The sequence below is a fragment of the Streptomyces sp. G45 genome (assembly GCF_049542095.1).
Taxonomy (GTDB): domain Bacteria; phylum Actinomycetota; class Actinomycetes; order Streptomycetales; family Streptomycetaceae; genus Streptomyces.
In genome coordinates this window covers 3904241-3922446 of record NZ_JBMUZU010000001.1, presented here as the reverse complement: position 1 = coordinate 3922446, position 18206 = coordinate 3904241, and the positions used below count along the sequence as shown (strand labels likewise).

The following is an 18206-nucleotide window of genomic DNA, read 5'->3' as shown; positions in this document are numbered from 1 at the left end:
GCCGACAGGTTCCGTCCTGGCCCGGCGCGCCCCGCGCCCTTCCGCCACCCCGGCGGCCCCTGCGGCCCGGCCCCCGCCGTCCCGTGGCGCGCATCACAGCGCAAGCGCCGCGGCCCACGGCGGTGCCGCCCCCCAGGATGGCCGCATGCACATAGGTATCGCCCTGCCGCAGTACGGAAGCCACGCCCGCGCCGAGGCCATCGCGCCGTTCGCCCGGGACGCGGAGGCCGCCGGGTTCGACTCGCTGTGGGTCGGGGACCGCGCGCTCACGCCGGTCGCGCCCAGCGACCTCTACCCGGGCACACGCCCGACAACCCGTACCCGCCGGAGTACAAGACCTTCCTCGACCCGCTCACCGTGCTGACCGTCGCCGCCACCGCCACCACCCGTGCGCGCCTGGGCACCAGCACCCTCAACGCCCCCTGGTACCCGCCGCTGCTGCTCGCCCGCGCCCTCACCAGCCTCGACCAGGTCAGCGGCGGCCGCCTCGACGCCGGGCTCGGCATCGGCTGGATGCGCGACGAGTACACCGCCGTGGGCGCCGACTTCGGCAAGCGGGGCGCCCGCCTCGACGAAGCCCTGGACGTCCTGGAGGGCATCTGGACCGAGGAGACCTTCGGGCACGAGGGCCCGCACTGGACCATCCCCCGCGCCCACGTCGGCCTGCGCCCCGCGCAGACCCCGCACCCGCCCATCTACCTGGGCGGGTTCAGCCCCGCCGCGCTGGCCCGCGTGGGGCGGCGCGCCACCGGCTGGGTCGGCGTCACGCTGCCGCACGTCCAGGCCGGGCTCTGGGACGCCGCCCGCCGCGCGGCCGAGGACGCCGGGCGCGACCCCGACGCGCTGCGCCGCGAGATCCGCCACAACCCCCGGCCCGGCACCTCGGCCGACGCCGTCGCGGCCGTCCTGGACGGGGTGCGCGAGTCCGGCGCGGACGGCTGCTTCATCGACCTCCAGCAGTGCGTGGGCAGCCCCGAGGAGGCCCTTGACCTGGGCACCCAGGTCCTGGCGCGGGTACGCGGCTGACATACCGGGGGCGCGCGGAGCGCACGGCGGGGACCGCGCGGACGGTATGTCATGACCGTATGGCGATACGGGCATGACAGGCGGGGCGCGCGGGCGCTACCTTCGGGGAACCGTCGGAACTGCCGGAACCGCCGGAACCCGTCGTGCGAAGGAGGAGCCGTGGCAGCCGCGCAGGCGAGCAAAGAGGCCCGCGAGGCCCGCACAGGTCTGCTGAACGGCTTCGCCGCGTACGGGATGTGGGGCCTCGTGCCCCTCTTCTGGCCGCTGCTCAAGCCCGCCGGGGCCGGGGAGATCCTCGCCCACCGCATGGCCTGGTCCCTCGTCGTGGTCGCCGTCGCGCTGCTCGTGGTGCGGCGCTGGGCCTGGGCGGGCGAACTGCTCCGCCAGCCGCGCAGGCTGGGCCTGGTCGCGCTCGCCGCCTCGGTGATCACCCTCAACTGGGGCGTCTACATCTGGGCGGTGAACTCCGGGCACGTCGTGGAGGCCTCGCTCGGCTACTTCATCAACCCGCTGGTCACCATCGCCATCGGCGTGCTCCTCCTCGGCGAACGCCTGCGGCCGGTGCAGTGGGCGGCCGTCGGCGTCGGCCTCGCCGCCGTCCTCGTCCTGGCCTTCGGCTACGGCCGCCCGCCGTGGATCTCCCTCTGCCTGGCCTTCTCCTTCGCCACGTACGGCCTGGTCAAGAAGAAGGTCAACCTCGGCGGCCTGGAGTCCCTGGCCGCCGAGACCGCCGTGCAGTTCCTGCCCGCCGTCGCCTATCTGGTGTGGCTGGGCGCGCACGGCGACGCCGCGTTCGGCACGGAGGGCGCCGGGCACGCGGCGCTGCTCGCCGCCACCGGTCTGGTGACGGCGGCGCCGCTGGTCTGCTTCGGCGCCGCCGCGATCCGGGTGCCGCTGTCCACGCTGGGGCTGCTCCAGTACCTGGCGCCCGTGTTCCAGTTCCTGCTCGGCGTCCTGTACTTCCACGAGGAGATGCCGCCCGAGCGGTGGGCCGGGTTCGGCCTGGTGTGGCTGGCGCTGATCCTGCTGACCTTCGAAGCGTTTCGCGCCGCGCGGCGCAACGGGGTGCGGCTCGCCGCGATGCGGGCTGCCGCCGCGGCTCCGGAGGCTGAGCGGGCGCCCGTCGCCTGAGGGGTTTGTCGGCCTTCGGCCTCGTCCTCAATCGCCGGACGGGCTCTGTCTGTGCCGGGGCGGGCTCTTGTTCTGCGGGGGCTATGCGGTCGCGGTCCACGCGTTCGTCGCCGCCGTTGTCTTCACGTACTCGGTGAAGTCCCTGGGCTCGCGGCCCAGGACGTCCCGTACGCCCGTCGCCAGAGGGGAGAGATGGCCCTCGGAGACGAAGACGAAGAGGTGGGCGAGTTCCCGGGCGACCTCGGCGGGGACGCTCTGCTCGGTCAGCTCCGCCTGGAACTGCTCCGGGGTGATCGCCTCGAAGCGCAGCGGGCGGCCCGACGCCGCCGCGATCTCCGCGACCGCCTCCGCGTAGGTGAGGGCGCGCGGGCCCGAGAGGTCGTACACGCGGTGGGTGTGGCCGTCCTCGGTGAGCAGCGCGACCACGACGTCCGCGATGTCCTCGACGTCGACGAACGGCTCCGGTGTGTCGCCGACGGGCAGGGCGAGGCGGCCGGTGAGGAGCGCCGTGTGGAAGAAGTCCTCGGAGAAGTTCTGGGCGAAATTGTTGGGGCGGATCACCGTCCAGTCGACGCCGGACTCGCGCACGATCCGCTCGCTGTCCAGCATGCCGGTCAGGAAGGAGCGCCCCTCAGCCTGCTCCGCGCCGCGCCCGGACAGGACCACGAAGCGGCGCACCCCGGCCGCCTTGGCCTGGGCCACGAAGTCCGGGACGGGCTCCGGGTCCTCCGGCGCGACCAGGTAGAGGGCGCGGGCGCCGGACAGCGCCGGGGCCCAGGTGGCACGGTCCGTCCAGTCGAAGCGGGTCTCTCCGGAGCGGGACGCCGCCCGCACGGTGTGGCCCGCGGCGCGCAGCCGGGGCACGATCCGGCGGCCGGTCTTGCCGGTGGCGCCGAGGACGAGGACGGGGGCGTCGGTGTGGGGTGTCGTGGTCATGGGACCAGCCAACCCCCGTACGCGGCCTGGGGACATGGGCGTCCGTCTCGGCCCCATAGGCGTCCGTCTCGCGGGCGGGCGCGGCCGTTTACGGTGGGGGCATGGACGCTCTGGGGGATCTGCTGCGCGGGGTCCGCGCGGACGGCGCGCGCTTCGAGCGCACGGTGCTCAGCGGCGCGCGGGACGGCGCGCCCGCGCCGTTGACGCTGGTCATGGTGGTGAGCGGGCGGGCGCGGGTCTCGGCGGTGGGGGAGAGCCGCGTGCTCGGGGCGGGCGACGCCGCGGTCTGCGCGTCCGTGCCGTTCCGCCTGGCCGGGGACGACGCAGGCACCGAGGTCGTCACCGGCGCCTACCAGTGGGACGGCAGCGGCGGGCGGCGGCTGCTGAGCGCGCTGCCGTCGCTGCTGGCCGTGCCCGGCGGCCCGGAGTGCCTGACGGTGATCAACCTGATCGCGGACGAGGTGGCCGTCGAGCGGCCCGGACGGCAGTACGTGATGGACCGGATGCTCGACTGGCTGCTCGCCTGCACCCTGCGGGAGTGGTTCGTGCTGCCGGAGGCCTGCCCGCCCGCCTGGTACCGGGCGCTCGGCGACGACGTGGTCGGCCCGGCCCTGCGCGCCATGCACGACGAGCCGGGCCGGTCCTGGACGGTGGCGTCCCTCGCGGCGCGCGCCCAGGTGTCGCGCGCCGCCTTCGCGCGCAACTTCACCGACCTGGTGGGGCGCCCCCCGATGGCGTACCTCACCGAGTGGCGCATGGCGCTCGCCGCGGACCTGCTCGCGGAGCCGGGCGCGACGGTCGCGGCGGTGGCCGCGCGGGTGGGGTACGCCGACGGGTTCGGGTTCAGCGACGCCTTCAAGCGGATCCGGGGCGTCACGCCGAGCGGCTACCGCGCGTCGCTCGTCGCCGACAGGACGGCCGCCGAGCCGTCGCTGCGGGCGGTGGGCTGAGCGGCGCGCCGCCGCCGGACCACCCCAAACAGCGCGACGACGACACCGAGCGCGGCCATGCCCACCGGCACGGCGAGCGCGGCACGGAACGCGCCGAGGGTGTCCGCCGCGCCGTGTCCGCCGTGTCCGCCGGAGGCGAGGCCGTACACGGCCGTCACCGCCGAGATGCCGATGGCCGCGCCGAACTGCGTGGCGGTGTGCAGCAGGCCGCCCGCTAGGCCCTGCTCGGCCTCCGGGACGCCGTCCGTGGCGGCGATCATCAGCGGCCCGTACGCCAGCGCGAAGGCGCCGCCCGCGAGGAACAGCGTCGGCAGCATCGCCCCGTACGTCCAGTCCAGGCCGACCGGCAGGAACAGCGCGTACGCGGCCACGGCGAGCAGGAAGCCGCCGAGGATCACCCGGGCGTGGCCGAACCGGTTCACCAACAGCGGCGTCAGGGTCGGCGCGAGCACTACGTCGCAGCCCATCACGACCAGGGCGATCGCCGTCTGCCAGGACGACCAGCCGCGCAGTTCCTGGAGGTAGAGCGTGACGACGAACTGGAAGCCCATGAAGGCGCCGAGGAACAGCAGCGCGCCCAGCCCGGCCCGCACCACGGCCCCCGTACGGAAGATCCCGAGCCGCACCAGCGGCACGGCCGTGCGCCGCTCGATCGCCACGAACGCGGCGATGAGCAGCAGGCCGCCGACGAGCGCGGCGGCCGTCGACGGCCAGCCGTCCAGGCCGTGTTCGAGGCGGACGACGCCGTAGGCGAGCAGCAGCATGGCGCCCGCGGCGGTGGCGGCGCCCGGCAGGTCGAAGCCGCGCCCAGCGCCCCGCGCGGGCCGCTCCTGCCGGGGCACCAGGCGGGCGGCCGCCGCGAGGATCGCCGCCGCGAAGAACACCGGCGCGAAGAACACCCACCGCCAGCCCAGTTCGGTGAGGACGCCGCCGATGACCAGGCCGAGCGAGAAGCCGCCCGCGGAGGTCCCGGCGAAGACGAGCAGCGCCTTGTTGCGCTCGGGGCCCTCGGCGTACGAGGTGGTGATGAGGGACATGGCGGCGGGGGTCATGAACGCGGCGGCCACCCCCGTGACGAACCGCGCGCCGATCAGCGTCCAGCCCTCGGTGGCGAACCCGCCGAGCCCGGAGAAGACCAGGAACACGCCGAGCCAGGTGAGGAACATCCGCCGCCTGCCGAGCAGGTCGGCCGCGCGCCCGCCGAGCAGCGTGAAGCCCGCGTACCCGAGGACGTAGGAGCTGATCACCCAGGCGGCGGTGGCCGTCGACAGGTCCAGGTCGGACCGGATCGTGGGGATCGCTATCGCCAGCATGGCGATGTCGGCGCCCTCCAGGAAGATCGTTCCGCAGAGGACGAGCAGCAGTGCCCAGGCGCGGGCGCCCATGGTGTCTCCTCGGGTGCGGGCGTCGGTTACTCCACCGACTGCCGGTTCCTTCTTGTAACCAAGGGAATGGTGGGGCAGCATCGGCGGGTATGGAAGAAGGCACTTTGAAGTCACCGAGTAACTCCACGGGCACCGGCTATCGGGCCGAGCACGCCGACTACGGGGACGCCGACCCCTTCCAGTGGGACACGCGTGAGGACTGCCAGGTGCGGCAGATCCTGGACCGGGTGGCCGACAAGTGGTCGCTGCTGGTGATCGCGCTCCTGGAGCGGCGCTGCCTGCGCTTCACGGAGCTGCGGCGCGAGATCGACGGCATCAGCCAGCGCATGCTGACGGTGACGCTGCGTCAGCTGGAGCGCGACGGCCTGGTGCGGCGCACGGTGCACCCGGTGGTGCCGCCGCGCGTCGAGTACGAACTGACGCCGCTGGGCGGCACGTTGCACACGACGATCCAGGCCCTGGTCTCCTGGACGGAGGAGCACCAGGGGGAGATCGCGGCGGCGCGGTCCGCGTACGACGCACGCGAGACGGCGGAGGCCAAGGAGGCCAAGGGCGGCAAGGGGGCCTAGGGAGGCGGGAGCCCGTCCGGCGGGTGAGGGCGGGGCGCGGAGCGCCGGAATCCGCTCAGCTGGCGGGCCGTGCCCGGTGGGCGCGGACCTTGGCGCGGTTGCCGCAGCGCTCCATCGCGCACCAGCGGCGCCGCCCCGGGCGCGAGGTGTCCACGAACAGCAGGAAGCAGTCGTGCGCCGCGCACTCGCGGACGCGCTCGGCGTACGGCCCGGTGAACAGGTCGACGGCGTCGCGGGCCACCGTCGACAGGAGCTGGGTGCCGGTGGCGCCGGGCGCCCACGCGCGGGTGCCGTCGGGGGCGATGCGGGCGGTCAGCGGGGGAGCGGCCGCCGCGTCGTTGACCACGGCGAGGTGGCGGGGGTCCAGGGGGCGGCCGTGCGCGCGGTCGGCGGCGAGCAGGAACAGGGCGTCGCGCAGCGTCCGCGCGGCCGTCAACTCGTCCTCGGTCACGGTCGGTTCGAGCCCGGTGCCGCCCTCGGCCGCCGGGCCCGCGCGCAGGCGGCTCTCCGCCGCCCAGGCCACCAGGTCCGCGGGGGCCCGCAGCGTCTCGAACACCGCGAAGAGGCCGGGGCCGCCGGTCGCGGTCAGCTCCAGGCAGAGGGTGCCGGGGTCGAAGCGGTAGACCTGCCCGTCGGGCGGGCGCATGACCACGCCGGGCTCCTGCCCAGGCCTCCCGCCCGGCTTCCGCTGGGTGCGTTGCGACGACGTCATGTAACCACTATAACTAGTTACATGACCTTGCACTGGAAGCTCGTCATCGACGCCCGTGATCCCCACGCCCAGGCCGCCTTCTGGGGCGAGGCCCTGGGGTACGAGGTGGAGGACAACAGCGCCCTCATCGGGAAGCTGCTGGGCTTCGGAGCCCTGACGGAGGCCGACACGGTGGAGTTCCGGGGCCGCCGCGCCTTCCGGGACCTCATCGCCGTACGCCACCCGGACGACCCGTACGAGGAGGAGACCGGCACGGGGCTCGGACGGCGGCTGCTCTTCCAGCGCGTGCCGGAGGCGAAGACCGGCAAGAACCGCCTCCACCTCGACGTGCACACCGCGCCCGGCACCCGGGACGACGAGGTGACCCGCCTGAAGGAGCTGGGCGCGGCGGAGCAGCGGCACGTGAAGGAAGCTGGGGGCGAGTGGGTCGTGATGACGGACCCGGAGGGCAACGAGTTCTGCGTGCAGTGACGCCGCCGGGCGCCGCGGGCTACAGCCGCAGCGCGTGGCCCGTGGTCACGTCCACGTGGTCGGGGACCTCCTCGTGCCGGTCCCCGACCGTCAGGGTGCCGGTCGGCTCGAACACGAGGATCGCGGCGCCCCCGCGGGAGCTGGGCTTGTGCTCCGTGCCGCGCGGGACGGTGAACACCGAGCCCTTCGGCAGGGTGACGGTGCGCTCTCCGGACGGCCCGCGCAGCGCGATGTCCAGCTCGCCCGCCAGGACGAGGAAGAACTCGTCGGTGTCGTCGTGGACGTGCCAGACGTGTTCGCCCTCGACCTTGGCGACGCGTACGTCGTAGTCGTTGACGTGTGTGACGACGCGGGGGCTCCACAGCGCGTCGAAGGAGGCGAGGGCCTCGGCGAGGGCGACCGGCTCGCGCCGCTGAACTGCGGGTTCATGGGTCATGACGCCATCGTGGCCCTTGGCCGGACGGGGTACGAGTGCTAGAAATCGCATATGGCGAAAGGAAACTCTCACGGCGGGGGCGGGGGCGGGGGCCTTTGCTCCGAGGGGTCTTCGCGTGAGCAGGGGGCGGGTGGTCGTTCGTCGCGCCTTGGGCCGTCGCGCGGTGGGGCGCCTGGTGCGGGACCGGCGCGGGGAGGGCCTTCGGCTGGGCGGTCGGCGGGTGACGGGGCCGGGCGCGAGCGGGCGCACCGGGTCGTCGTCATCGTCGACGAGAACTCCAACCCCTTCGAACTGGGCTGTGTGACCGAGGTCTTCGGGCTCCAGCGGCCCGAACTCGGGCGCGCGCACCCGGCTCTGTACGACTTCGCGCTGTGCTCGCCCGAGCCGCGCACCCTGATGCGGGACGGCTTCTTCACGCTCACCGGCGTGGCCGGGCTCGACGCCGCGGACACCGCCGACACGCTGATCGTGCCGAACCGGCCCGACACCGAAGTGCCGCGCCGACCCGCCGTCCTGGACGCCGTGCGGCGCGCCCACGCGCGCGGCGCGCGGCTCGTCGGCTTCTGCAGCGGCGCCTTCACGCTCGCCGAGGCCGGGGTCCTGGACGGCCGCCGTGCCACCGCCCACTGGCAGTGGGCGGACGACTTCCGGGCCCGCTTCCCCGCCGTGCGGCTCGAACCGGACGTGCTGTTCGTCGACGACGGCGACATCCTCACCGCGGCCGGGAGCGCCGCCGCGCTCGACCTGGGGCTGCACATCGTGCGCCGGGACTTCGGCGCGGAGGTCGCGGTGTCCGTGTCGCGGCGGCTGGTGTTCGCCGCCCACCGGGACGGCGGGCAGCGGCAGTTCGTCGAGCGGCCGGTGCCCGAGGTGCCCGACGAGTCCCTGGCGCCGCTGCTCGCCTGGGCCCAGGAGCGGCTCGGGGAGCCGCTCACCGTGGCCGGGCTCGCCGCGCGCGCCGCGGTCAGCCCCGCGACGCTGCACCGGCGCTTCCGGGCGCAACTCGGTACGACGCCGCTGGCGTGGCTCGCCGCGGAGCGTACGGCGCTGGCCTGTCGGCTCATCGAGCGCGGCGAGGAGCGGCTGGACGTCGTCGCCTCGCGGAGCGGGTTGGGCAGTGCGGCCAACCTGCGGTTGTGGCTCCGCCGGGTTACGGGGTTGACGCCCTCGGAGTACCGCGCCCGCTTCGGCCCCTGACGGGGCCCCTCGCCCACCCGCCCGCCCGTGACCCCGTGGCTGCGGGGTGACCGCCCCTGCCGGTGGTCCGCCACCATCGGCGCCCGCGCCCCGGTGGCACGACATCTTCCCCACCCGCCCGCCCGTGACCCCGTGGTTGCGAGGTGACCGCCCCACGCGGGGGTCCCCCGCCATCGGCGACTGCGGCCCGGTGGCCCGGAACTCCTCCCACCCGCCCGCCCGTTCCTGCCTGGTGAGCAGGTGGAGGCCCCTCGTGGGGGTCCCCGCCGTCGGCGTCTGCGGGTCCGCCCGTGGCTCCCCGGCTGCGAGCCGGGTGGACCCGACCCCGAGGCCGCCGACGGCGATCAACCCCCACAGGGGGCGCCCACCTAACCACTAGGCAGCCACGGGCGGGTGGGTGGGAAAGGATCCGTGCCACCGGGCCGCAGTCGCCGATGGCGGGGGACCCCCGGCTGGGGCGTGGGCCTGTCCGCTAGGCGGTCACGGGCGGGCGGGTGGGAAAGGATCCGTGCCACCGGGGCGCGGGCGCCGATGGTGGGGGACCCCCGGCTGGGGCGTCGGCCTGTCCGCCAGGCGGTCACGGGTGGGCGGGTGGGGAAGGCCCCGTGCCACCGGGGCGCGGGCGCCGACGGCGGGGGACCCCCGCGAGGGGCGTCAGCCTGGACGCCAGGCAGGAACGGGCGGGCGGGTGGGCGAGGGCCGCTCAGGCCAGCGCCGAGCGGACCGCGTCGGCGAGCGGCGTGGTGGGCCGCCCGATGAGGGCGGCGAGCTCACCGCTGCCCCCCACGAGGCGCCCCCGCCCGATAGCCGCGTCGACGTCCACCAGCACCCGCGCCACCGCCTCCGGCAACCCCGCCCCCGTCAGCACCGCCACGTGCTCCTCCGGCGACACCTCGGCGTACCGCACCTCCTTGCCGGACTGCCGGGCGACCTCCGCCGCGTACTCGGGGAAGCTCCACGCCTCGTCCCCGCTCAGCTCGTAGGCGCGGCCCTCGTGCCCCTCGCCCGTGAGGACGGCGACGGCCGCCGCCGCGTAGTCGGCGCGGGACGCGGACCCGACGCGGGCCTCGGCACCGGTCCCGGCGCTGCCGACGACCGCGCCGTGCTCCAGGACGGGCGCGAGGTGCTCGGTGTAGTTCTCGTGGTACCAGCCGTTGCGCAGGAACGTGTACGGCAGGCCCGACTCCAGGATCGCCCGCTCGGTCTCCTTGTGCTCGGCGGCCAGCTCGAAGTCGGCGTCGGGCCCGCCGAGGATGCCGGTGTAGACGAGGTGGGCCACCCCGGCGGCCTTGGCGGCGTCGATGACCGCCCGGTGCTGCGGCACGCGCCTGCCGACCTCGCTGCCGGAGATCAGCAGCACCTTGTCGCCCGCCGCGAAGGCGCCCGCGAGGGTCTCGGGCGCGCTGTAGTCGGCGACCCGCAGGGTGACGCCGCGCGCGGCGAGGTCGGCGGCCTTGTCCTTGTCGCGGACGACGGCCACGACCTGTGCGGCGGGCACGCCCGCGTCGAGCAGACCGCTGACGACATGACGGCCGAGGTGCCCGGTGGCTCCGGTGACGACAATGCTCATGGGGTACACACTCCCGGAAGAAAGGATCGAGAACCACTGAAATCAGGTTGAACAAGGTGAACTCAGTGGAATCAGGTGCACCACTAACGCTAACGCTGGCGCTAACTTCTCGAAAGTACCCACTTCAAAGTAAGGTACTGATATGCCAGTAAGCCCCCGCCCGACCGCCAAAGCCACCACCGCGACCGCGACCGCCACCGCCGAAGAGATGTGCCCCCACCGCCTCGTCCTGGAGCACGTCACCAGCCGCTGGGGCGTCCTCGTCCTGATCGCCCTCGCCGAGCGCTCCCACCGCTTCAGCGAGCTGCGCCGCGAGATCGGCCGCCTCGGCAACCGCACCGTCAGCGAGAAGATGCTGACCCAGACCCTCCAGACCCTGGAGCGCGACGGCCTGGTCCACCGCGACGCCAAGCCGGTCATCCCGCCCCGCGTCGACTACTCGCTGACCGGCCTGGGCCGCGAGGCCGCCGAGCAGGTCAGGGCGCTGACCGAGTGGACGCAGCGGCGCCTGGACGACGTACTGCAGGCCCGCGAGAAGTACGACGAGGCCCGGGCCTGAGGGAGTGGACCCCGGGCCCGGGCCCCGGTCGTGAACGCGCGCGCGAGCGCGGTGGGCGGCTAGCCGACGACCGTCCAGGTGTCGCCCCCGGCGAGCAGCGCCGCGAGGTCGCCCTTGCCGCGCTGCTCGATGGCCGTGTCGAGCTGGTCGGCCATCAGCGTGTCGTAGACCGGCCGGTCCACGTCGCGGAAGACACCGATCGGCGTGTGGTGCAGCGTGTCCGGGTCGGCCAGGCGGGACAGCGCGAAGGCCGTGGTCGGGGACGCGGCGTGGGCGTCGTGGACGAGGAGGTCGCCCTCGGTCTGGGGCGTCACGGGGACGACCTTGAGGTCGCCGGTGGCCGGGTCGCGGACGACGCCCTTGGAGCCGTCGGTGCCGAAGCGGATCGGCGCCCCGTGCTCCAGGCGGATCACGGCCTCCTCGGCCTGCTGCTTGTCCTTGAGGACCTCGAACGCGCCGTCGTTGAAGATGTTGCAGTTCTGGTAGATCTCCACCAGGGCCGTGCCGTTGTGGGCGGCGGCCTGGCGCAGCACCTCCGTGAGGTGCTTGCGGTCGGAGTCGACCGTGCGGGCCACGAAGGACGCCTCCGCGCCGATCGCCAGCGACACCGGGTTGAAGGGCGCGTCGAGCGACCCCATCGGCGTCGACTTGGTGATCTTGCCGACCTCGGAGGTCGGGGAGTACTGGCCCTTGGTGAGGCCGTAGATCCGGTTGTTGAAGAGCAGGATCTTCAGGTTCACATTGCGGCGCAGGGCGTGGATCAGGTGGTTGCCGCCGATGGAGAGCGCGTCGCCGTCGCCGGTGACGACCCAGACGGACAGGTCGCGGCGCGAGGAGGCGAGGCCGGTGGCGATCGCGGGGGCGCGGCCGTGGATGGAGTGCATCCCGTACGTGTTCATGTAGTACGGGAAGCGGGAGGAGCAGCCGATGCCGGAGACGAAGACGATGTTCTCCTTGGCGAGGCCGAGCTCGGGCATGAAGCCCTGGACGGCCGCCAGGACCGCGTAGTCGCCGCAGCCGGGACACCAGCGCACTTCCTGGTCGGACTTGAAGTCCTTCATCGACTGCTTGGCCTCGGCCTTGGGCACGAGCTTCAGCAGCGTCTCGGAGCCGGTGGGCCCCTCGATCGTGGTGTCAGCCATCGATGGCCTCCTTGAGAGCCGCAGCGAGCTGCTCGGCCTTGAACGGCATGCCGTTGACCTGGTTGTACGAGACCGCGTCCACGAGGTACTTGGCGCGGATCAGCGTGGCGAGCTGGCCGAGGTTCATCTCGGGGATCACCACCTTGTCGTAACGCTTCAGAACCTCGCCGAGGTTCCTCGGGAACGGGTTGAGGTGGCGCAGATGCGCCTGCGCGACGCTCTGCCCGGCCGCGCGCAGACGGCGCACGGCGGCCGTGATCGGCCCGTATGTGGAGCCCCAGCCGAGGACGAGCAGCCGGGCGTCGCCGCCCGCGTCGTCGACCTCCAGGTCGGGCACGTCGATGCCGTCGACCTTGGCCTGACGGGTGCGGACCATCAGGTCGTGGTTGGCCGGGTCGTACGAGATGTTGCCCGTGCCGTCCTGCTTCTCGATGCCGCCGATGCGGTGTTCGAGGCCCGGCGTGCCGGGGATCGCCCAGGGCCGGGCCAGGGTCTGCGGGTCGCGCAGATACGGCCAGAAGACCTCGGTGCCGTCCTCCAGGGTGTGGTTGGCGCCGGTGGCGAACTGCACGCGCAGGTCGGGGAGTTCGTCGGTCTCCGGGATGCGCCACGGCTCGGAGCCGTTGGCCAGGTAGCCGTCGCTCAGCAGGAAGACCGGCGTCCGGTACGTCAGCGCGATGCGCGCCGCCTCCAGGGCCGCGTCGAAGCAGTCGGCGGGGGTGCGCGGGGCGACCACCGGGACCGGGGCCTCGCCGTTGCGCCCGTACATCGCCTGGAGCAGGTCGGCCTGCTCGGTCTTGGTCGGCAGGCCGGTCGACGGGCCGCCGCGCTGGATGTCCACGATGAGCAGCGGCAGCTCCAGGCTCACCGCGAGGCCGATCGTCTCCGACTTCAGGGCCACGCCGGGGCCCGAGGTGGTCGTCACCGCGAGGGAGCCGCCGAAAGCGGCGCCGAGGGCGGCGCCGATGCCCGCGATCTCGTCCTCGGCCTGGAAGGTGCGCACGCCGAAGTTCTTGTGCTTGCTCAGCTCGTGCAGGATGTCCGACGCGGGCGTGATCGGGTACGAGCCCAGGTACAGCGGCAGGTCGGCCTGCCGGGACGCGGCGATCAGGCCGTACGACAGGGCCAGGTTCCCGGAGATGTTGCGGTACGTGCCGGTGGGGAAGGCCGTCGCGGCGGGCGCCACCTCGTAGGAGACGGCGAAGTCCTCGGTGGTCTCGCCGAAGTTCCAGCCCGCGTGGAACGCCGCGATGTTCGCCTCGGCGATCTCCGGCTTCTTGGCGAACTTGGTCCTGAGGAACCTCTCCGTGCCCTCGGTCGGCCGGTGGTACATCCACGACAGCAGGCCGAGCGCGAACATGTTCTTGCTGCGGCCCGCGTCCTTGCGCGACAGGTCGAAGTCCTTCAGGGCCTCGACGGTCAGCGTGGTCAGGGGGACCGGGTGCACCTGGTAGCCGTCCAGGGAGCCGTCCTCCAGCGGCGAGGTCTCGTACCCCACCTTCTGCATGGCCCGCTTGGTGAACTCGTCCGTGTTCACGATGACTTCGGCGCCGCGCGGCACGTCCCCGATGTTGGCCTTCAGGGCGGCCGGGTTCATCGCCACCAGCACGTTCGGCGCGTCGCCCGGGGTGAGGATGTCGTGGTCGGCGAAGTGCAGCTGGAACGACGACACGCCGGGCAGCGTCCCGGCGGGGGCGCGGATCTCGGCGGGGAAGTTCGGCAGCGTCGACAGGTCGTTGCCGAAGGACGCCGTCTCCGAGGTGAACCGGTCGCCCGTGAGCTGCATGCCGTCGCCGGAGTCACCCGCGAACCGAATGATGACCCGGTCGAGACGGCGAACGCTCTTCTCGCCCGCAGGTTTGCGCTGCTCCCCGACGACGGCTTCGTCGGCCTGCTCGGCCGGGCTGCTGACCTGGCTGGTCACTGAACTGGACCTCCCTTGAGGCGGGTGTGCGGGAGCCGCAGGCCGCCCTGCGATCCCATGGCCCACCCTACGTCCGCAAGGGCCTCATTCTGGGGGCCGCTCGCATGATGGACGGGTTTTTGAGATGGCTGAATGCCCTGATCTGTCATGGTCTGACTCGCCCCCCGGGCCTTTCGCGAAGACGCCTTCCGCTCATCCTTTGGGTCTAGGACCTGGTGCCAGGACTTGTTCCGGCGGCTCCTCCTGCTGGCTGCTGCTGGCTGCGTGCGCACTGCTTCCGGACTGCTTCCGGACTGCTTCTGGGCTGCTTCCGGACTGCTGCTGCGACTGTCTCTGGGACCTTCTGGGCCCCGGTAGCACTGTTCCTGATGACGCGGCCGTCCGTGGTGGTGTTGTCCCGCTGTCGGGACAGCCGCCGCTGAGGGTGTCCCGCTGCCGGGACGGTCCTTGCCGCGCTCCCGGGTACCCCTGACGCGTACGGGTCACGGCCTCGGGGGAGCGCGGCGCGGACGTCAGGAGTTCAGATAGGTGAGGACGGCGAGCACGCGCCGGTGGTCGCCGTCGCTCGGCGACAGGCCGAGCTTCAGGAAGATGTTGCTGACGTGCTTCTCCACGGCGCCGTCGCTGACGACGAGCTGCCGGGCGATCGCGGAGTTCGTCCGCCCCTCGGCCATCAGCCCGAGGACCTCCCGCTCCCTGGGGGTGAGCCCCGCGAGCACGTCCTGCTTGCGGCTGCGCCCGAGCAGCTGCGCCACGACCTCCGGGTCCAGCGCCGTCCCGCCCCGCGCCACCCGCACCACGGCGTCCACGAACTCCCGCACCTCGGCGACCCGGTCCTTCAGCAGATACCCCACGCCCCGGCTCGACCCGGCGAGCAACTCCGTCGCGTACTGCTCCTCCACGTACTGCGACAGCACCAGCACCCCGAGCCCCGGATGCCGCTGCCGCAACCGCACGGCCGCGCGCACCCCTTCGTCCGTGTGCGTCGGCGGCATCCGCACGTCCGCCACCACCACGTCGGGCAGCGCGTCCTGCCCCGCGAGATCCGTGATCGTCTTGATCAGCGCGTCGGCGTCCCCGACGCCCGCGACGACGTCGTGCCCGCGGTCGGTCAGCAGCCGGGTCAGCCCCTCCCTGAGCAGCACTGAATCCTCGGCGATGACCACCCGCACCTTGTCCTCCACGATGTTCCGTCCCCCACAGCCCGTCCCCACCCATTGACAGGCTCCAGCATCCCAGCATTCGGATGCTCACGGGGCCGGTAGGCCGCCAGGCTTTCAGTCCGTCCGGCGTTCGAGGACGAGGCGCGAAGCGCCGCAAAGGGGGGGCCAGGGGGCGGAGCCCCTTGGTTTCGGGAAGGGGCGGGGCTGGGGCGCCCCCGCTTTTCGAGAAGGGGCGCCCCCGCGAGGCTCACCCCCGCCAGGGCAGCTCCGCGGTCACCATCGTCGGCCCCCCGGCGGGAGACTCGACCACGAGGATCCCGTCCACCGCGTCGAGCCGCTCGGCCAGCCCCGCGAGCCCGGACCCGGCCGTCACGTCCGCCCCGCCCCGCCCGTCGTCGGTCACCTGGAGCATCAGCCGGTCCGCCGCCCGCCACACGTCCACGTTCGCCGACCGGGCCCCGCTGTGCTTGCTGATGTTCTGGAGGAGTTCGGACACGGTGAAGTACGCGATGCCCTCGATGGCGGCGGCGGGCCGGGACGGCAGGTCGACCTCGACGTCCACCGGCACGGTGCAGCGCGCGGCAAGCGCGGAGAGCGCCGCGTCGAGCCCGCGGTCGGTGAGCACGGCCGGGTGGATGCCCCGGGCCAGGTCCCGCAGCTCCTGGAGGGCGATCTTCACCTCGCCGTGCGCCTCGTCGACCATGCGGGCCGCGGCCTGAGGGTCCTCGGCCAGCTTCTCCTTGGCGAGGCCGAGGTCCATGGCGAGGGCGACGAGCCGGGCCTGGGCGCCGTCGTGCAGGTCCCGCTCGATGCGCCGCAGGTCGGCCGCGGCGGTGTCCACGACGACCCCCCGGTCGGACTCCAGCTCGACGACACGTGACACCAGGCGCGAGGGCCCGAGGAGGCCGTGGACCAGGCCGCGGTCGACGGTGGTCAGGGCGCGGACGACCCAGGGCGTGGCGAGGGTGACGAGCAGTCCGGAGAGGGAGGCGAGCCCGATTTCGAAGGGGTTGTCCACATAGACGCCGTGGTCCCGGTCCCCGTACAGCTGCATGCCGTCCTGCTCGCCGTACACGGGGAAGAGCCAGAACCACAGCGGGTACGTCAGCATCGCCCAGCCGTACGTCCAGAAGACCACCGACACCGCGAAGGAGAAGACCGCCCACGGCATGTGCAGAACGGTGTACAGCAGGTGCCGCCAGGAGACGCCGCTCTTGAGGACGGCGCCCATCCACGCCATGAACCCCCTGTCGCGCGGCTGGAGCGGGTGCGGGTCGCGCACCTGCACGCCGAGCAGCACCCGCGCCCGCGTCCGCTCCAGGGCACCGAAGCCGCGGCAGGCGGTCAGCCCGAGGGCGAGCAGCGGCACGCCGATGAACGTGACCAGGAGGCCCGCGCCCACGGACACCATCACGACGGCGAAGACGAAGGTGACGATGCTGATGGGCAGGGAGAGCAGGACGTAGACGAACTCGCGCAGGGCCCGCCCCTCGACCGGCGCGCGCAGCGCCGTGGGCAGCCGGTGCCGACGCGCCGCGCCGTCGGGCCGACTGACGTCTCCGTACCCCTGTCCGTGATCCGTGGCCATCGTGCCGTCCGTTTCTGCTAGGTCCGCGTCACCGCGATACATCACGCGATGCCTCAAGGGTGCGCGCCGCGCGCCGCCGGAACCATGGAGCGAGTAACCGTCTTGGACCGGGGGTTTTCCCTACCCTCCGGGAGGTGCCGAGCCCGCCCGGCGCTCGGGGACGAGCCGCGAAGCGGCGATTCCCGGGGGTGCCAGGGGCCTCTGGTTCCGGTGCAGGGGCGGGCCCGGGGCGCCCCCGCGAGAGCACCTGCCGCGCCTCACTCCACCCGGTCCCGCCACGGCAGCTCCGCGGTGATCGTCGTGGGCCCCCCGACGGGCGAGTCGATCACGAAGAGCCCGTCCACGGCCCCGAGCCGGTCCGCGAGCCCCGCCATCCCCGACCCGCCGTCGAGGTTCGCCCCGCCCCGCCCGTCGTCCGTGACCTGGATGAGCAGCCGCTGCTCGGAGCGCCACACCTCGACGCTCGCCGACCGCGCCCCGCTGTGCTTGCTCACGTTCTGGAGCAGCTCCGACACGGTGAAGTACGCGATGCCCTCGATGGCGGCGGCGGGCCGGGACGGCAGGTCGGCGGTGACCTTCACCGGCACCGTGCAGCGCGAGGCGACCGACGACAGGGCGGCGTCGAGCCCGCGGTCGGTGAGCACGGCCGGGTGGATGCCGCGGGCCAGGTCCCGCAGCTCCTGGAGCGCCAGCTTCACCTCGCCGTGCGCCTCGTCGACCATCGCCGCCGCGGCGTCGGGGTCCTCCAGGAGCTTCTCCTTGGCGAGGCCGAGCCCCATCGCGAGGGCGACGAGCCGGGCCTGGGCGCCGTCGTGCAGGTCCCGCTCGATGCGCCGCAGGTCGGCCGCGGCGGTGTCCACGACGACCCCCCGGTCCGACTCCAGCTCGGCGATGCGCCGCTCCAGCTCGGAGGACGGCGAGAGCAGGCCCCTGACCATCGCCCGGTCGGCGTTGGCGAGCAGCCGCACGAGGAACGGCAGCACCGGCCACAGGAAGATCAGCCCGAAGAACGTGATCATGAACGTGGCCATGCCCCACGGCAGCCGCAGGAAGCCGTAGAGCATGGTCCGCCAGCCCACCGGGTCCTTCAGCGTGGACCACAGCCAGGCCAGGAAGCCGCCCCGCGCCGCGACCTCAGCGGCATCGGGCTCGGCTCGTCGATCCGCACCCCGAGGAGCAGCCGCGCCCGCCCCGCTCGAACTTCCCGAACAGCCGCGCCCCGAAGAGCGCGAGCGCCAGCAGCGGCAGGCCGACGACCGTCACCGACAGAAAGCTGCCGACGGCCAGCGACACCACCACGTACATGAATGCGACGAATCCGGTCGGAAGGTTCACCAGGAGGTGCAGGATCTCCTTCCACGTGTACACGTCGTAGGCGAAGCGGGCAGGCGGCGGTGCCTCCGGCGCGGCCTGCGAAGACGTGGTGCTCGCGGTCATACGCGCAAGG

Annotated in this window: 15 protein-coding genes and 2 pseudogenes; 7 read left to right on the top strand and 10 right to left on the bottom strand. The window is 73.4% G+C overall.

Features of this window, described 5'->3' with window-relative positions:
• The first annotated feature begins 145 nt into the window (after positions 1–145).
• Together ACOBQU_RS16005 and rarD are read left to right on the top strand one after the other, a co-directional pair.
• Positions 146–1026: pseudogene (locus ACOBQU_RS16005) on the top strand (TIGR03619 family F420-dependent LLM class oxidoreductase).
• A 159-nt stretch (positions 1027–1185) separates the two neighbouring features.
• Entirely contained in the window at positions 1186–2157 is a 972-nt protein-coding gene (gene rarD, locus ACOBQU_RS16000) for an EamA family transporter RarD (RefSeq protein ID WP_423627628.1), read from the top strand.
• Between the two features lie 81 nt (positions 2158–2238).
• Here rarD and ACOBQU_RS15995 read toward each other — a convergent pair whose 3' ends face one another.
• Entirely contained in the window at positions 2239–3093 is an 855-nt protein-coding gene (locus tag ACOBQU_RS15995; RefSeq protein WP_423627627.1) for an NAD(P)H-binding protein, read from the bottom strand.
• Positions 3094–3194: 101 nt separating this feature from the next.
• Between ACOBQU_RS15995 and ACOBQU_RS15990 the strand changes: the two genes are divergently transcribed.
• Positions 3195–4043 (top strand): AraC family transcriptional regulator, encoded by an 849-nt coding sequence (locus ACOBQU_RS15990; protein ID WP_423627626.1) that lies wholly within the window; start codon positions 3195–3197, stop codon positions 4041–4043.
• On the opposite strand, the gene ACOBQU_RS15985 is transcribed toward ACOBQU_RS15990, so the two are convergent.
• On the bottom strand, positions 3980–5428 hold the full coding sequence (locus ACOBQU_RS15985; protein WP_423627625.1) for an MFS transporter: 1449 nt from the start codon (positions 5426–5428) through the stop codon (positions 3980–3982). The genes ACOBQU_RS15990 and ACOBQU_RS15985 overlap by 64 nt on opposite strands.
• Positions 5429–5517: 89 nt before the next feature.
• On the opposite strand from ACOBQU_RS15985, the gene ACOBQU_RS15980 reads away from it, so the two are divergent.
• Positions 5518–5997: a winged helix-turn-helix transcriptional regulator gene (locus ACOBQU_RS15980; RefSeq protein ID WP_423627624.1), complete on the top strand. Its 480-nt coding sequence runs from the start codon at positions 5518–5520 to the stop codon at positions 5995–5997.
• Between the two features lie 55 nt (positions 5998–6052).
• Here ACOBQU_RS15980 and ACOBQU_RS15975 read toward each other — a convergent pair whose 3' ends face one another.
• Positions 6053–6643 (bottom strand): CGNR zinc finger domain-containing protein, encoded by a 591-nt coding sequence (locus ACOBQU_RS15975; protein ID WP_423634523.1) that lies wholly within the window; start codon positions 6641–6643, stop codon positions 6053–6055.
• An 87-nt stretch (positions 6644–6730) separates the two neighbouring features.
• On the opposite strand from ACOBQU_RS15975, the gene ACOBQU_RS15970 reads away from it, so the two are divergent.
• Positions 6731–7180, top strand: coding sequence for a VOC family protein (locus ACOBQU_RS15970; protein ID WP_423627622.1), 450 nt, complete (start codon positions 6731–6733; stop codon positions 7178–7180).
• A 19-nt stretch (positions 7181–7199) separates the two neighbouring features.
• Here ACOBQU_RS15970 and ACOBQU_RS15965 read toward each other — a convergent pair whose 3' ends face one another.
• Positions 7200–7616 (bottom strand): cupin domain-containing protein, encoded by a 417-nt coding sequence (locus tag ACOBQU_RS15965; protein WP_423627620.1) that lies wholly within the window; start codon positions 7614–7616, stop codon positions 7200–7202.
• A gap of 291 nt (positions 7617–7907) precedes the next feature.
• Between ACOBQU_RS15965 and ACOBQU_RS15960 the strand changes: the two genes are divergently transcribed.
• On the top strand, positions 7908–8813 hold the full coding sequence (locus ACOBQU_RS15960) for a helix-turn-helix domain-containing protein (protein ID WP_423634521.1): 906 nt from the start codon (positions 7908–7910) through the stop codon (positions 8811–8813).
• A 703-nt stretch (positions 8814–9516) separates the two neighbouring features.
• On the opposite strand, the gene ACOBQU_RS15955 is transcribed toward ACOBQU_RS15960, so the two are convergent.
• Positions 9517–10383, bottom strand: a complete 867-nt coding sequence (locus tag ACOBQU_RS15955; RefSeq protein ID WP_423627619.1) for an SDR family oxidoreductase — start codon at positions 10381–10383, stop codon at positions 9517–9519.
• A 142-nt stretch (positions 10384–10525) separates the two neighbouring features.
• On the opposite strand from ACOBQU_RS15955, the gene ACOBQU_RS15950 reads away from it, so the two are divergent.
• Complete coding sequence (locus ACOBQU_RS15950) at positions 10526–10942, top strand: winged helix-turn-helix transcriptional regulator (protein WP_423627617.1); 417 nt, start codon at positions 10526–10528, stop codon at positions 10940–10942.
• A 59-nt stretch (positions 10943–11001) separates the two neighbouring features.
• On the opposite strand, the gene ACOBQU_RS15945 is transcribed toward ACOBQU_RS15950, so the two are convergent.
• From ACOBQU_RS15945 to ACOBQU_RS15925, 5 genes and pseudogenes are all read right to left on the bottom strand, one after another.
• Complete coding sequence (locus tag ACOBQU_RS15945; RefSeq protein WP_423627615.1) at positions 11002–12084, bottom strand: 2-oxoacid:ferredoxin oxidoreductase subunit beta; 1083 nt, start codon at positions 12082–12084, stop codon at positions 11002–11004.
• The gene (locus tag ACOBQU_RS15940) at positions 12077–14008 is read right to left on the bottom strand and encodes a 2-oxoacid:acceptor oxidoreductase subunit alpha (RefSeq protein ID WP_423627613.1); all 1932 of its coding nucleotides are present in this window, start codon (positions 14006–14008) and stop codon (positions 12077–12079) included. Before ACOBQU_RS15940 ends, ACOBQU_RS15945 begins: the two co-directional genes overlap by 8 nt.
• Before the next feature lie 512 nt (positions 14009–14520).
• Positions 14521–15180, bottom strand: a complete 660-nt coding sequence (locus tag ACOBQU_RS15935) for a LuxR C-terminal-related transcriptional regulator (RefSeq protein ID WP_423634519.1) — start codon at positions 15178–15180, stop codon at positions 14521–14523.
• 238 nt (positions 15181–15418) lie between these two features.
• Positions 15419–16759, bottom strand: a complete 1341-nt coding sequence (locus ACOBQU_RS15930; protein WP_423627612.1) for a sensor histidine kinase — start codon at positions 16757–16759, stop codon at positions 15419–15421.
• A 257-nt stretch (positions 16760–17016) separates the two neighbouring features.
• Positions 17017–18196, bottom strand: a pseudogene (locus ACOBQU_RS15925) (sensor histidine kinase).
• Between the last annotated feature and the right edge of the window lie 10 nt (positions 18197–18206).

What these genes read in the sequence shown, in the direction of transcription:
- ACOBQU_RS15965 (WP_423627620.1), bottom strand. Translation starts at nt 7,616, where the DNA reads ATGACCCATGAACCCGCAGTTCAGCGGCGCGAGCCGGTCGCCCTCGCC.
- ACOBQU_RS15995 (WP_423627627.1), bottom strand. Translation starts at nt 3,093, where the DNA reads ATGACCACGACACCCCACACCGACGCCCCCGTCCTCGTCCTCGGCGCC.
- ACOBQU_RS15980 (WP_423627624.1), top strand. Translation starts at nt 5,518, where the DNA reads ATGGAAGAAGGCACTTTGAAGTCACCGAGTAACTCCACGGGCACCGGC.
- ACOBQU_RS15990 (WP_423627626.1), top strand. Translation starts at nt 3,195, where the DNA reads ATGGACGCTCTGGGGGATCTGCTGCGCGGGGTCCGCGCGGACGGCGCG.
- ACOBQU_RS15945 (WP_423627615.1), bottom strand. Translation starts at nt 12,084, where the DNA reads ATGGCTGACACCACGATCGAGGGGCCCACCGGCTCCGAGACGCTGCTG.
- ACOBQU_RS15985 (WP_423627625.1), bottom strand. Translation starts at nt 5,428, where the DNA reads ATGGGCGCCCGCGCCTGGGCACTGCTGCTCGTCCTCTGCGGAACGATC.
- ACOBQU_RS15955 (WP_423627619.1), bottom strand. Translation starts at nt 10,383, where the DNA reads ATGAGCATTGTCGTCACCGGAGCCACCGGGCACCTCGGCCGTCATGTC.
- ACOBQU_RS15930 (WP_423627612.1), bottom strand. Translation starts at nt 16,759, where the DNA reads ATGGCCACGGATCACGGACAGGGGTACGGAGACGTCAGTCGGCCCGAC.
- ACOBQU_RS15970 (WP_423627622.1), top strand. Translation starts at nt 6,731, where the DNA reads ATGACCTTGCACTGGAAGCTCGTCATCGACGCCCGTGATCCCCACGCC.
- ACOBQU_RS15950 (WP_423627617.1), top strand. Translation starts at nt 10,526, where the DNA reads ATGCCAGTAAGCCCCCGCCCGACCGCCAAAGCCACCACCGCGACCGCG.
- ACOBQU_RS15975 (WP_423634523.1), bottom strand. Translation starts at nt 6,643, where the DNA reads ATGCGCCCGCCCGACGGGCAGGTCTACCGCTTCGACCCCGGCACCCTC.